At 39.5% G+C, this 13,681-nt stretch carries 11 protein-coding genes and 1 pseudogene; 5 read left to right on the top strand and 7 right to left on the bottom strand.

Annotated features, from left to right (window positions below):
• Positions 1 to 439: 439 nt before the first annotated feature.
• The 4 genes from Q0976_RS00945 to envZ all read left to right on the top strand — a co-directional run bounded on the left by Q0976_RS00945 (position 440) and on the right by envZ (position 4,997).
• A complete protein-coding gene (locus Q0976_RS00945) occupies positions 440 to 1,918 on the top strand; it encodes a sodium:alanine symporter family protein (protein ID WP_299489925.1) in 1,479 nt (492 codons plus the stop codon).
• A gap of 94 nt (positions 1,919 to 2,012) precedes the next feature.
• Positions 2,013 to 2,495 (top strand): transcription elongation factor GreB, encoded by a 483-nt coding sequence (gene greB / locus Q0976_RS00940; RefSeq protein WP_299489922.1) that lies wholly within the window; start codon positions 2,013 to 2,015, stop codon positions 2,493 to 2,495.
• Positions 2,496 to 2,951: 456 nt separating this feature from the next.
• Positions 2,952 to 3,677, top strand: a complete 726-nt coding sequence (gene ompR, locus Q0976_RS00935; protein WP_299489919.1) for a two-component system response regulator OmpR — start codon at positions 2,952 to 2,954, stop codon at positions 3,675 to 3,677.
• A 3-nt stretch (positions 3,678 to 3,680) separates the two neighbouring features.
• Positions 3,681 to 4,997 (top strand): two-component system sensor histidine kinase EnvZ, encoded by a 1,317-nt coding sequence (envZ, locus tag Q0976_RS00930; protein WP_299490171.1) that lies wholly within the window; start codon positions 3,681 to 3,683, stop codon positions 4,995 to 4,997.
• A 128-nt stretch (positions 4,998 to 5,125) separates the two neighbouring features.
• Here envZ and Q0976_RS00925 read toward each other — a convergent pair whose 3' ends face one another.
• From Q0976_RS00925 to Q0976_RS00915, 3 genes are read right to left on the bottom strand one after another with little or no spacing between them, the layout of a single operon-like run.
• Positions 5,126 to 5,599 carry a peroxiredoxin gene (locus tag Q0976_RS00925; protein ID WP_299489916.1) on the bottom strand — a complete coding sequence of 158 codons (474 nt, stop codon included), beginning with the start codon at positions 5,597 to 5,599 and terminating at the stop codon, positions 5,126 to 5,128.
• Positions 5,600 to 5,653: 54 nt separating this feature from the next.
• Positions 5,654 to 6,799: a galactokinase gene (galK, locus tag Q0976_RS00920; RefSeq protein ID WP_299489913.1), complete on the bottom strand. Its 1,146-nt coding sequence runs from the start codon at positions 6,797 to 6,799 to the stop codon at positions 5,654 to 5,656.
• Positions 6,799 to 7,842 (bottom strand): UDP-glucose--hexose-1-phosphate uridylyltransferase, encoded by a 1,044-nt coding sequence (locus Q0976_RS00915; RefSeq protein WP_299489910.1) that lies wholly within the window; start codon positions 7,840 to 7,842, stop codon positions 6,799 to 6,801. The genes galK and Q0976_RS00915 overlap by 1 nt, the downstream gene beginning before the upstream one ends.
• A 721-nt stretch (positions 7,843 to 8,563) precedes the next feature.
• Between Q0976_RS00915 and Q0976_RS00910 the strand changes: the two are divergent.
• Positions 8,564 to 9,213: pseudogene (locus Q0976_RS00910) on the top strand (transposase); the annotation flags it as partial.
• A 375-nt stretch (positions 9,214 to 9,588) separates the two neighbouring features.
• Here the strand turns inward: Q0976_RS00910 and Q0976_RS00905 are convergent.
• The 4 genes from Q0976_RS00905 to Q0976_RS00890 all read right to left on the bottom strand — a co-directional run bounded on the left by Q0976_RS00905 (position 9,589) and on the right by Q0976_RS00890 (position 13,565).
• Positions 9,589 to 10,161 carry a DUF1629 domain-containing protein gene (locus Q0976_RS00905; RefSeq protein ID WP_299489907.1) on the bottom strand — a complete coding sequence of 191 codons (573 nt, stop codon included), beginning with the start codon at positions 10,159 to 10,161 and terminating at the stop codon, positions 9,589 to 9,591.
• Positions 10,142 to 10,990, bottom strand: a complete 849-nt coding sequence (locus Q0976_RS00900) for an AHH domain-containing protein (protein WP_299489904.1) — start codon at positions 10,988 to 10,990, stop codon at positions 10,142 to 10,144. Before Q0976_RS00900 ends, Q0976_RS00905 begins: the two co-directional genes overlap by 20 nt.
• Positions 10,991 to 11,196: 206 nt before the next feature.
• A complete protein-coding gene (locus tag Q0976_RS00895; protein WP_299489901.1) occupies positions 11,197 to 11,574 on the bottom strand; it encodes a hypothetical protein in 378 nt (125 codons plus the stop codon).
• Complete coding sequence (locus Q0976_RS00890; protein WP_299489898.1) at positions 11,571 to 13,565, bottom strand: S-type pyocin domain-containing protein; 1,995 nt, start codon at positions 13,563 to 13,565, stop codon at positions 11,571 to 11,573. The genes Q0976_RS00895 and Q0976_RS00890 overlap by 4 nt, the downstream gene beginning before the upstream one ends.
• Positions 13,566 to 13,681: the final 116 nt, after the last annotated feature.

The following is a 13,681-nucleotide window of genomic DNA, read 5'->3' as shown; positions in this document are numbered from 1 at the left end:
CGACACAAAAAAGCACAATGACACTATATTGACCTATAACCACTCTTAAAAAGTGACTAAAAAGGCAACAATCACTAAATAACACTTTATAAAAACAATTTTTATTAACAATAAAAAAACAAATTAACACAAAGATTAACCATTTATTGGTGTCAGCAAAAAATAATGATTAGTATTCAGATGTGTGCTATTTTGCTGTGCCTATTTTTTAAATAACAACGATATTAATATAATTTAAAATAAGATAAATAAAAGGTTTCGAAAAAATATGAATGTTTGTCATCCATAAAAAGACGATATAAATATAAACAAAGTCATTCGTTTTACTTTCATAACTTTGTTTATAAAATATTCATATTTTGTTGAAAAAATCACATTCAGCCAAATACTAAAATCGTTTCGGTACGAATTTAGGTTTAGTAGTGAGGAATAATAAAAAATGTTAGACACTATTGTTAATTTTTTAAACGATTTACTCTGGGGAAAAGTATTGATCTATGGGCTGGTTGCCGCAGGATTATATTTCACCTTACGTCTTGCCTTCATACAAGTGACTCATTTTAAACATTCAGCAAAATTAATGCTCAAAAGTCGTCAGGGTCCAACGAAAGATGGACTCACTTCCTTTCAAGTATTCTGTACCAGCATGGCCGCCAGAGTCGGAGCGGGTAACATGGCAGGTGTTGCTGTGGCGATCAGCGCAGCGGGACCTGGGGCTATTTTTTGGATGTGGCTCATCGCTGTACTCGGTATGGCCACAGCTATGGTTGAATCCACTCTAGCACAAGTCTATAAAGTCCGAGACAAAGATGGACAATTTCGCGGCGGCCCTTCATATTACATGGAAAACGGGCTAGGAAAACGTTGGATGGGAGTGTTGTTTGCCTTTTTCCTTATCCTAGCATTTGGTCTCGTCTTTAATGCCGTTCAAGCCAATACCATTTCTGGTGCCATGAGCAGTATTTTTGATATTTCGCCAACGACAGTGGGAGTCACTCTAGTCATTTTTAGTGGGTTAATCATCATTGGCGGACTGAAAAAAGTGGCGAAGGTGTCAGAGATCATTGTTCCTGTCATGGCCCTTGGTTATATTGGCATCGCATTTATTATTGTACTCATGAATGTCAGCGAACTACCTGCAATCTTTATGCTCGTCATCAAAAGTGCCTTTGGTGTTCAAGAAGTCGTTGCTGGAGGCGTAGGTTATGCCATCGCACAATCCATGCAAGCGGGTATTGCACGAGGTTTATTTTCAAACGAAGCCGGTATGGGCAGCGCAGCCAATATTGCCGCCAGTGCTTCACCCAATCCAAACCATCCTGCATCACAAGGTTTTATTCAAATGATGGGGGTTTTTGTCGATACGATAGTTATCTGTACGGCAACCGCGGCTATCATTTTATTAGCCGGTGACGTGGGCGCAGATAATGACGGTATTGCCATTACTATTCAAGCACTCACTAACCACGTAGGTGCTTGGGGCGGCATTTTTATTGGCTTAGCTATTTTACTTTTTTGTTTCACTTCAATCATTGCAAATTACTCTTACGCTGAAACCAATGTCCTATTCTTAACACGCAATAATAAAAAAGCCCTGCCCTTATTTAGAATGTGTGTGTTAGCCATGGTGATGTTTGGCGCCGTTGCCAAAATTGGTTTAGTTTGGAACTTAGCTGACTTATCCATGGGTCTCATGGCCACCGTTAATATTATTGCCTTACTCATGCTATCTAAGCTTGCCATTAAGGTCATCAATGACTATCGCTATCAATTAAGAGCCGGAAAAACACCGACTTTTAATAGCAATCAGTTCCCTGAACTCGCGAATTTAAAAGGGGGAATTTGGAACGGGGCCGCAACTCCTGAAGAAAATACTGACACTGCGGGCGACCAAGGTTCGGAACCCACAAAAGCATAATATTCATTCAATAAACAAACCACGCTCGTTGAGCGTGGTTTTTTATGTCATTATCAACCCATTCAATATTCTTATATAACATTTGAGTGTTCCAGTGAAAACCAATCTAATTACCCCTGAAGGGTTTGATAAATTAAATCAAGAATTGAACTATCTATGGCGGGAATATCGACCTGAAATTACTAAAAAAGTGACTTGGGCCGCTAGCTTAGGCGATCGTTCTGAAAATGCTGATTATAAAGAAAACAAGCGCCTACTAAGACAAATTGACAGTCGTGTTCGTTTTTTAAGGAAACGCATTGAAGCATTAAATGTCATCCATCATAGTCCAGAACAAAATGGTAAAGTCTTTTTCGGTGCTTGGGTTGAAATAGAAAATGATGATGGGCATAACAAGTCTTTTCGCATTGTCGGGCCCGATGAAATTTATGGCCGCAAAGATTATATATCAATTGACTCCCCGATGGCACGAGCCTTAATCAAAAAAGAGGTGGATGATGAAGCTGTAGTGCAGACCCCCACCGGCCCGCAAACTTGGTATATCAACACCATTACTTATACCAACCCTAGTACATAAGTACTCATTTCAGTGACAATACAAAATATATCACTCAGCTTTCCTCATCTCATGTCTCAATTTTTGTTGCTCCCAGACAGCAAGCAATATTGACTCTCACCAGAAGAAAAGTATCGAGTTCTCATCTGTGTGAATAAACAACAGAGATCAAAAATAGTTAATCAGTACTGAATACACTTCTCAACAATTCTATTTCTGCCGTTTAAATTAGTTACAATTTATCCTTTTTTAATAACATTATGATATATTAATAACCATTTCATAATGTTAATGACTTATTTATATAGCAAAAAGACATGTTCACCTTCACATTTCTTTACTGCTTAATCACCATCAAGACTGAAAAACAACTATATTACAAGAAGACTGTATACGATATGCTTAAAAATTAACTGAAGTACACTGCTATGATATTAAAAAGTCATCATTCATCACAGCCTAATAAAGGGACAAAGCATGGGACAAGAAACTTCCAAAATACTCATCGTTGATGATGACATGCGTTTGCGTTCTCTACTTGAACGCTATTTGGTCGAGCAAGGATACCAAGTACGTAGTGCAGCAAATGCTGAACAAATGGACAGATTATTGGAACGAGAAAACTTCCATTTACTGGTATTGGATCTGATGTTACCTGGAGAAGATGGCTTATCCATTTGTAAACGCTTACGCCAAGATGATGATCAATTACCTATTGTAATGCTAACCGCTAAAGGCGATGAAGTGGATCGTATTATCGGACTCGAATTGGGCGCCGATGACTATTTACCTAAACCTTTTAACCCTCGAGAGCTGCTTGCACGCATCAAAGCTGTCATGCGCCGTCGCACCACTGAAGCACCCGGAGCACCAGCACAGGAGGAAGAAGAAGTCCATTTTGGCGAATTCACCCTCAACCTTGCTACTCGAGAAATGATTAAAGAAGGGCAATCAATCTCTCTCACCAGTGGGGAGTTTGCAGTGTTAAAAGTACTGGTTAATCACCCTAGAGAATCACTGTCTCGAGATAAACTGATGAATTTAGCTCGCGGTCGAGATTATTCCGCTCTAGAAAGGTCTATCGATGTGCAAGTCTCTCGCCTTAGACGACTCATTGAAAAAGATGCCGCAAACCCAAGGTATATTCAAACCGTTTGGGGATTAGGTTATGTATTCGTGCCTGATGGCAGTGAACGTCATTAAATGATGAAAACATCTTGGTGGCAACGATTCATCCCCCATAGCTCTTTTAGTCAAACGGTGGTGTTGATTGGTTGCTTACTATTAACTAACCAAATTGTCTCGTATATTTCTGTGGCAGTTTACTTTATTAAACCAAGCTATCAACAAATAAACCAGCTGATTGCGCGGCAAATAAAATTACTTTTCATTGATGGCGTTGAAGTCGGTCGTGAACACCTCAGCATGGTCGATGCCCTTAACGCCAAAGTACGCGATGATGGCATTCGAATTTACAATCAAAAACAAGCAAGAGAAGCTGGCGTCAATAAAGCAACCTATTACAGTTACTTTTCATCACAAATGTCTGAATATCTCGGCGGTCCAGCTGAGGTGCGCATCGCACAAGGTGCTGAATTTCAAATATGGATCCGCCCACCACAAGCCCCTTCCATCTGGGTAAAGGTTCCCTTGCATGATATTAGTGAGCAAAATTTATCTCCTTTAACCCTATATCTAATGGTCATAGGCGCATTGAGCGTTGCCGGCGGATGGTGGTTTGCACGAAAACAAAACTCGCCTTTAAAACGATTACAAACTTCCGCACTTGCTGTTTCTCGTGGGGAATTTCCAAAAGCTTTGCCCTTAACAGGCTCAAGTGAGTTGGTTGCGGTCACAAAAGCTTTTAATCAAATGTCTTACAGTATGGAGCAACTCGAACACGATAAGGCACTGTTAATGGCGGGCATTTCTCACGACTTACGAACACCGCTAACTCGTATCCGTTTAGCCTCAGAAATGATCAACAGCCAAGATGAATATTTAAAAGAAGGGATCGCCCATGACATCGAAGACATGGACGCGATTATTAATCAATTCATCGATTATATTCGTCAAGATCAATCCTCTAATCATGAGATGGCACAACTCAATGACATTATTAAAGATGTCGCGGATTCTGAAGCCAATAGAAAAGGCAGTATTGAAGTTGAGCTTGCCGATCTTCCTATGATCCCAATACAAATTGTGGCCATTAAGCGCGTGATCAGTAATTTTGTCGAAAACGCCTTTCGCTACGGCAATGGCTGGGTCAAAATCAGTTCCCAATTTAACGGAAAACAAGTTGGCTTTAGTATTGAAGACGACGGTACAGGTATAGATGAAGCCCAAATACCCAAATTATTTGAACCCTTTATTCAAGGCGATAGTGCTCGAGGTAGCATAGGCTCAGGTCTTGGACTCGCTATTGTCAGGCGTATCGTCGACAGACACCAAGGAAAAGTAATATTAAGCAATCGTAAAGAAGGCGGATTACACGCCCAGGTTTGGTTACCGCAGGAATAATTAGATCAATAATGACATTACATAAAAACGTGTGTCTCTTATTGCTAAGATCTAGGACGCAATATTAAAAAACAAATAAAGCGCCATCAAGGCGCTTGCTTTAATCCATTTTAAGTGGAAAACTTAACTTATAGCCCTGCTAAAATCACTTCCGCTTTACTAACGTCAAATGATTTGGGTGCTTCAACATTAAGCGTAGTTACCACGCCATTGTCTATCACCATCGCATAGCGCTGTGAGCGCACACCACCGAAACCAGCAGTATCCATCTCAAGGCCTAATGCTTGCGTAAAACTGGCATCACCATCAGCAAGCATCATGAGCTCTGATGCGTTTTGTGCAGCGCCCCAGGCTTTCATAACGAAAGCATCATTGACCGACACGCAGGCAATAATATCCACACCTTTAGCTTTAAACTCATCGGCGAGGACCACAAAACCGGGCAAGTGCGCTTCGGAGCACGTCGGGGTAAAAGCGCCTGGCACGGCAAATAAAACAACTTTCTTATTGGCAAATAACTCAGTGACGTCATGGGTAACCATGCCATCACTGGTGAGCTCACTTAAGGTAGATTCTGGCAGTTTTTGACCTGTTGCTATCATTGGTTTCTCTCACTTAGCAGGTTATAGGGAATAAACCTGAATACTATAATTTATTTATCCGCTAAATGCGCCTACTGATGCCTTACAAACATAAATACTCGCGACTAACCCAAACATTTTAGAATAACGACTCCCTATTACGCTAGTCAGCATCTGCACTGCATGGGTTGGAACTAACGCCACCACACAACCACCAAAACCACCACCAGTCATTCTCACAGCGCCTGTATTACCCAATACGTCATCAATAATGTCAACTAAACCATCCATTTCTTTCGTTGTCACTTCAAAATCATTTCGGAGAGAAAGGTGTGATTCTTTCATTAACACACTCAGCGCAACAATATTATTGTCTCTTAATGCCTTGAATGCAGCTTGAGTACGTATATTTTCAGTGATGACATGACGCGCTCTTTTATACAAAACAGGTTCAAGCTGCGATTTGGCTGTATTTAACTGCACCAGAGACACATCACGAAGCACCTCTCGATTAAAAAAGTGAGCCACTTTTTCACACTGTAAACGTCGCTGATTGTACTCACTATCAACTAATCCACGTTTAACATTAGAATTAACAATATAAAGAGATAAGTCCTTTGGAATGAATACATTTTCAAAGGTCAAACTTCGACAGTCCAGTAACATAGCATGATCTTTTTCCCCCATAGCAGACACCAGTTGATCCATAATGCCGCAGTTACAGCCAACAAACTCATTCTCAGCTTGTTGGCCCAACAGCGCTGCTTTTACGCCATCTAAACCCAAATCAAATAAGGCATTAAAAACCTTTAAAATAGCAATTTCAAAACTAGCAGACGAACTGAGACCCGCACCTTGTGGCACATTCCCAGAGACAACTAAATCAGCGCCTGTTACGTCAGGAAATTGCATCGCTAATATCTGTAGCGTACCGGCAACATAATTGACCCACATTTGTTGAGCATTAAATTGAATACGATCAAGCGAAAACTCAGCCGTTTCCTGAGCACAATCGTGTGCATAAACACGAATAATCTTGTCATTTCGTCTACTCGCTGCGATATAGGTTCCAAAATTTATCGCCACAGGTAAAACAAAACCGTCATTATAATCAGTATGATCACCCAATAAATTAACACGTCCAGGCGCATGGGTAATCCATTCTGGCTCGGTGAGATATTGCTGAGAAAATAATTCTGAAACTATATGAGCGTTCGACATTATTCGTTCTCCAGATAATGCGTTAACGGCTGTACTTTTAACCTCTCAGCAGCCTGCTCAGCAGTGAGATCACGCTGGACTTCGGCCATCATTTCATAACCCACCATAAACTTACGCACCGATGCTGAACGTAATAAAGGCGGCACAAATGTCGCATGTAACGTCCACTCGGGGTGCTCTTTACCATCATAAGGCGCACCATGCCAGCCCATGGAATACGGAAATGAACAATGAAATAAATTGTCATACTTGGTTGTGATTTGCTTCACTATCGTTGCTAATGACTCTGCCTGTGGTTCGGTCAGCTCTGTCATGCGTGAAATACTAAAGCGGGGTAAAATCATGGTTTCAAAGGGCCAAGCTGCCCAATAAGGCACTACAACTAACCAGTGGTCATTTTGAACTACAACACGTTCGACCAACAGTGCTTCACGCTTAACGTAATCGCTCAATAATGACGATTGATATTGTTGAAAATACGCCAATTGAGCAACGGCTTTCTTACTCACTAAGCTAGGTAACTGATGCTGCGCCCAAATTTGTCCATGGGGATGAGGATTGGAACATCCCATCATGGCCCCTTTATTTTCAAAAATCTGGACCCACTGATATTTTTCACCTAGCTCGGAACATTGCTGTTTCCATGCGTGAATGACAGCAATCAGTGCTTGTAATGATAATTGCGGCAATGTCTTACTGTGATCAGGCGAAAAACAAATGACTCTGCTTTCACCTTGCTCGGTAATCATTTTAAATAACGGATCATCTCTGGTTATTGTCGGTGTATCGGTTTTTAATGCCGAAAAATCATTATTGAACACAAAAATATCGCTGTACTTATCATTAACCTTTCCGTTGACACGAACATTACCTGGGCATAAATAGCACGTTGGATCGTAATTTGACTTATGCGCATTATCAACTGTCTCCATTTGGCCTTGCCAAGGGCGTTTTGCTCGATGAGGACAGACTAAAACCCATTCATTGATCAAAGGGTTATATCGACGGTGCGAATGCTCTGTGGGATCAAATTGGCTGCTCATAAAACTCATCCAATATAAAAGCCTAACGAGATAGAAGAATAAATAGTATCGCCTGAAAAATTTGATAACAATCTTTCAATTTTCTTGAACATAAAGTGTATAAAGAAAGGCTAGTCGATGGCATATTGAATTGCCAAAGAGTTACAGTCCTTTTATATTCTCTTATTGATATGCAAAGATAAATGCAATAATCAAAAGCAATAAGCCTTAGCTGCTATCACCTCGCTATAATGAAAGCGATTTCAACCACTCGGTATAAACAACGTGAAAGCTGACGCTAGCTTCAATACTTATTTCACCTTATCATGGGCGTTAATTCAAGGCAGGAAAATGACTAAGCGAAATAAGTAAGCCAACCAAAAAAAGACATATCTGAAGTATCGATAAATAATAATACATTTATTCATTTTATATTTCCGAGCACCGAGACAGCTTAACACTATATCTGATTTATCGTAATCAACCATGTCAGCATCCCAATAATATTAATGAAATCGCAGTCAGCGCAATTTTGATGGTTATTAACGCCTGTTAACAATAAGGGGAATACTTAAATGTTATCGTTGACACGAATATTGAATGCCCTTCAGATCAAATTGTTCATTATTATTGTATGCCATTATTGGTCATCAGCCCACTTTAATGAACCAATCGTTGATGACGTGGTTTAATTGATACGACTAACCCAGTTAAGACATAATTGATTTAACTGGAGATTGAAATGAAAACACGTAAATCCTATTCAAAAGAATTCAAGCTTGATGCCATTGCACTGGTAAGAGAGCAAAATTACAGTATTGCTGAAGCCGCTAGAAATTTAGAGCTTACTCCTCAACTACTTGGCCGCTGGATAAAAGAAGCAAAAAATGATGATGGTCATGCATTTAGAGGCAATGGCAAGCTGACACCTGAGCAGGAAGAGATCCGAAAGCTAAAAGCACAAGTTAAACGCTTAGAAATGGAGCGTGAAATATTAAAAAAGGCGACGGTCTTCTTTGCCAAAGAAACGAAGTAAAGTACACGTTTATTGCCCAAAATAAGAAGATCTGGCCAGTGATAGTAATGTGTCACGTATTGGGTGTGAAAAACAATAATTATTACAGTTTTCAAAAGCGGAGATCTCAGGTGTCTGTTGATACAGAGCATCAAGAGATGTTGCAGTGGGTTAAAGATATTGCTGATTTTAGCGATAATACCTATGGACAAAGACGCATGCAAAAGGCATTAAATTTGCTTGATTACCCTGTTGGACGCCGAAGAACAGCACAATTGATGAAAGAGGCAAACGTTTGGGTGCGCTATAAAAAGAAGTACAAAGCAACGACCAACAGCGAGCATAAGAAACCTATATATGATAATGAACTTAAACAGGGTGACCGAATTCAGTTGACCATGTCAGGCTATTATGTTTCGCGTGATAAACATTAAGCCGTTTTAGCTCAATAGGGAACGCCCCATGAGCTTCAAAATCTAACTCATGCAATGCTTCTCTAATAGCGAAACTCAACTGCTGATAAGAGTCAAAAAAGTTTTCAGCAACCACACGCAATAAATAACTTTCTAATGATTCATCAGCAAATGCTCTAGCAGTCGGTGAAAACAAAAATGCCATAACCCACCAAAACTAAGGATATCTTAGTTTGATTAAGTTACTGGGCTAACACTTTTTTAGCAAGAGCAAAAACATGATCAACCACTCAAAAAAACAACAAAGCCAAAGCATCATAGATACTTTGGCTTTGTGATTTATAAAGAAAACTCTTCTGGTTTGTAGAAGGTGAACCCAGTGATATTATTCGCTTCAAAAGCTTGTTTTACTTTGTCGTGAGCAATGACAATGGGTAAGCAGGAAGACAACCTAAAAATATAATGTAAAGTGATATTCGAAGTGTCAATAAATGATAACGAATCAATGGATCTCACATTGCCTGACTCAAATAACGATATATCAGATTTATCGTAGTCAATGATATCGGCATCACCAATAACATTGATCAACATATAATCACTGCAATTTTGATCGTTGTTTATACTTTTTAGTAATACGGGAAATTCTTGAATGTTATTAGCACCTAAATCACGTAAAGCTTTAACTACACGTTCATTTCCCAATATTCCATTAAACCCTGGTGCAACTAGACTATCTGTCAGATTATTAAACTCATCATCTTCTTCTACTTCATATTCAATGACAGGAAGTGATCCCGTAATATGTATACCTTGATCAAATTCCAAATCTAAATCTTCAATCAAAGCAGGTACACCTGAAAGAATAGCATCTTGTTCATTTTTTCGTTCACTAAACATTACCCAATACATTAGTTACCCCTTCTTTTTCAATTATTTTTATCATTCTTTCTTTGGAAAACTCTCTATCTGCAAACGCATCAGTCCTAAGCAAGTATTTCCAATTTTTTATTTTTTTAGCAATATCCGACGATAATATATTTAATTCTTTGATTAATTGTTCACTGTGCTTATTGTTATCATTTTTAAGACATAGCTTTTTAAATTCATTTTGTAAAATCTTTAATTTCACTGAAATTTTATCATTGTAGAGACTTGTTGGATGACGCCCACGATGGCATTGCAAACCATGCTGAGCGATATCAAACCTAAATGCAGGTAAACAAATGCCATTCTTAGGATGATTCACATCATAACCTGATAATTCAGCATTGTGCTTTAACTTAGGTACCCGAGTGAACAAATTAATGGAAATCAAATGGTGCTTTTGTGTTGGATACTCAGGATGTTGCATATTGACGGCTTTATTTACATCATCGATTTTTTTCGTTTCAGCAAGATACTCTTCTCGAGTTGCTTTAGTATCTGTCCCCGCACCATGAATGACCCAAGGCTCTAACCCCGCTTTAACCCACTTTTTAGCAAAAACATTGTTTCGTTTTATTACGCCATTGTTTGGGTAATGGATTGGTTTTTTATGCTTGCCTTTACAGTCTTTCCAGTCGCATTTGTGCGTTTTATCTTCGTCCTCTTTATGCTTATTGTTTTGTTTGTTCTCTTTCAAAGGCGTCACAAAGGTACGAGTATTGAGATCGGCTTGATAGTTAGGAATGGAGGGATCTTTTTTGTATAGTTGTTTTTTGGGGTTGTTGTTACGCACCACTTTAAGGGCGTCTTTCATTTCTCCTAGGACTTCAACGGTTTCTTCTCCTCAGGTTTTAAAAGAGAGTTTACCCGCCTTGCGGCCGTTAGCGGCAAGCAAGAGTGAGGCCTGAAGTGATTAAATATGAGCAGTATTATGAATCGATTAGATGGAGGATAAAGCTGACGTTATTTTACCAAAGCATTTGATAATGCCTTGGCAAATTAAAAAGAGAAAATGAAGAGTCAACGCCCTGTTGGTTCACAATTTATTTCGTTAGTAAATGGCATTATTTGGCATTGTTGTTCATTCCAAGGGGCTGCGACAATGAAACTAATACTACCAGGGGAAACATATAGATCTGTTACATAAATAGTCGGGCTATCTTGCTCAAGATTTAATCCTGATTTCCCCATTTGACAATATCGCTTTGTTTTTTTATTAGGTAAAACTTGTACTGTAATACAAGGATCATCCTTTAATACATAGGCTATGATATCTTCTTTTTTAGTATCATAATTATAATTAGTTTGATAAAACTTCAAGTTATCTATTTGTAACGCATAAGCATTAACTGATTGATAAAAAATACTTAAAATTAATATCAGTATCATTCTAATCATTTCAATCCCTCTATCCTTTTTTCCATTCTAATTCTATTTACACCGTATGTAGACATCCATTTTTTATGGTTCATTACGTTAAAAAATTTAGATTGCGTGCTGATTGTACCACTTTGTTGATCACTTACAATCGCTGGTACAAACCACTTTCGGGTAGAGCCACGTTTGTCATCCGAACCTGTATTGTCACCTCGATAAGTGAGATCTGTGAGTACTTCTTTTACGTTATCAGCCAAATTATCCCAGTTTATTTTACCGTAATGTTGTTGTACATCGGCTTTAGTGATTAAACAGCGTGTTTTATCTTCTATAAAATCATACGTTTCATTAAAAATGATGTGTTGTTGCTTTCTCGTTAGCGTTAAATCTTTCTCGGTTAACCCTAAATCGGCTGCGTTGGCTAAATAGTTTTGAGCATCGTTTTTCACTAAACCTTTTGCATCAAGTAACCATTTTTTCAATTTAGGTGATATTCCTGCTTTTGTTAAAATAGCTTCTAAATCAAACCGACGAGTTTGATTTTGAGCGGCAGTAGGTGGATTGCCAAGGTCTAATCCCCGACCAATGGTTACACCAGAATTACCTATCGTTACTCCTCTTTGAGTGGGGATATGTGCTTTTCTAGAAAAGTACATATGACCTTCTCGATCATTACCTTCAACATCAAAAGTGAGCTTTCCTTTAGGTACAGTTAGCCATTTTTTATCCATTTCATCATCTTCACCCGTGTGCAGGGCTAAATACACGGCTTTCAACTTCAATTCTGCGGGGAAGTTCACGATTACTTCTAGGTTAGGTTCAACAATATCATTAGTATTTTCCTCAGTCTGTGGATGGACTTTTAAGTCCCATAAGGCATTGTTGATCTCTTCGCTCAGAGTGTTGGCGCTTTCATTGCTTTGTGGTGCTGTGTTAGCACTTGTGTCATGACTGGCCGTTGATGGCCGCCAATGCAAACTGAGTTCATCGGTTAAATCGGCACGTATGCCGTCACCATCCATCACAGCTTGGATCACTTTGACTTTATCGGGGTACACCTGCCGTTCATCGGTATGCACGGCCTTGAGTATGGGCTTGTTTTTATCTAAGGTGCTGTCATTTTTTAACGCTTGCTCTGACGGCAACTGATAATAAAACCGAACACGGGTCGTGGCTTCGACCATGACGGGAAAATCAAAGCTTTCATACTGTGCCCCGCCAGTGTCTTTTGCCCACATGGCAAACAATTGCGTGTAAGGGGGGAAGCATGAAACGGACGCCCCTGAAAACGACCATGTTCCTCTGTCAGCTTCCCGTGTATCTGCACGTTTTAGCAATAATGTTTGTGCTTGATAATTGTTTTTTGGGCTAATGGGATTTGCATTCAGGCTAAACAAGCTCAATACACCAAAATTCTTGGCGGACTCCACTTCTGTTCGCATATCTGAGACGTGTTTTCCCAGTACAATCGACTTAGCAAAAACCTTTTGGCCATAAGCTTGCTCTTTAAACTTGGCAAATTTATCAGGCCCCGTTGGTTTTGGCTTAGGTTCCTTAATGACTGGCTCTTCTGAGCGCGGCTTCATGGGTGAAGGAGGATGCAGGTTATCCGATGAGGGGCTTTTGTACGGATTGCCGCCAATAGCGATCGTGCCACCTGCAGTGCCTAAGCGATTATCAATGGCTTTGATGACCTCTTTTGGATACGTGGGATTAATAGTGGAATGCACTTGCCTGACTTGCATAGGTTTTAAACTATGCAAAATGATTTTAACCCTGTCTTCAGTACTGAGCTCAGCCTTGGGAAAGTCCATGATGAACATAGGCGCACGGGGCTTTTCGAGGAGTAAGAGCTTTTCACCGCGAGTGAGGGCGGTTTTAAGACTAGATAATGACTCGCCGGTGACGATATAGGATTTAAAATCATTATCTTTTAGATGAGTAAAATCCGTTTCAATGCTTAACGCTTCATGCTCCATCAATTGATGAAGTTGCACTACCTTCCCTGACATACGGCTTCCTATTCCCTTTTTTACTTTCTTTAAGTACGCCTTTACTTAAAACGGTTCATCCTTCCCTAAGGGCGATAATTTACCACAATCAATTAATAATAAAAGGGATTTTTTTG

Origin of the sequence: uncultured Shewanella sp. (assembly GCF_947501665.1) — a bacterium.
GTDB lineage: Bacteria > Pseudomonadota > Gammaproteobacteria > Enterobacterales > Shewanellaceae > Shewanella.
Note: the sequence above shows the minus strand (reverse complement) of the source record. Positions and strands in the feature narration are given on the sequence as shown.

Bases quoted from the DNA above. Each gene is read 5' to 3' on its own strand.
- Q0976_RS00945 (WP_299489925.1), top strand. From the start codon at position 440: ATGTTAGACACTATTGTTAATTTTTTAAACGATTTACTCTGGGGAAAA.
- ompR (WP_299489919.1), top strand. From the start codon at position 2,952: ATGGGACAAGAAACTTCCAAAATACTCATCGTTGATGATGACATGCGT.
- envZ (WP_299490171.1), top strand. From the start codon at position 3,681: ATGAAAACATCTTGGTGGCAACGATTCATCCCCCATAGCTCTTTTAGT.
- Q0976_RS00925 (WP_299489916.1), bottom strand. From the start codon at position 5,599: ATGATAGCAACAGGTCAAAAACTGCCAGAATCTACCTTAAGTGAGCTC.
- galK (WP_299489913.1), bottom strand. From the start codon at position 6,799: ATGTCGAACGCTCATATAGTTTCAGAATTATTTTCTCAGCAATATCTC.
- Q0976_RS00915 (WP_299489910.1), bottom strand. From the start codon at position 7,842: ATGAGCAGCCAATTTGATCCCACAGAGCATTCGCACCGTCGATATAAC.
- Q0976_RS00905 (WP_299489907.1), bottom strand. From the start codon at position 10,161: ATGTATTGGGTAATGTTTAGTGAACGAAAAAATGAACAAGATGCTATT.
- Q0976_RS00900 (WP_299489904.1), bottom strand. From the start codon at position 10,990: ATGAAAGACGCCCTTAAAGTGGTGCGTAACAACAACCCCAAAAAACAA.
- Q0976_RS00895 (WP_299489901.1), bottom strand. From the start codon at position 11,574: ATGATTAGAATGATACTGATATTAATTTTAAGTATTTTTTATCAATCA.
- Q0976_RS00890 (WP_299489898.1), bottom strand. From the start codon at position 13,565: ATGTCAGGGAAGGTAGTGCAACTTCATCAATTGATGGAGCATGAAGCG.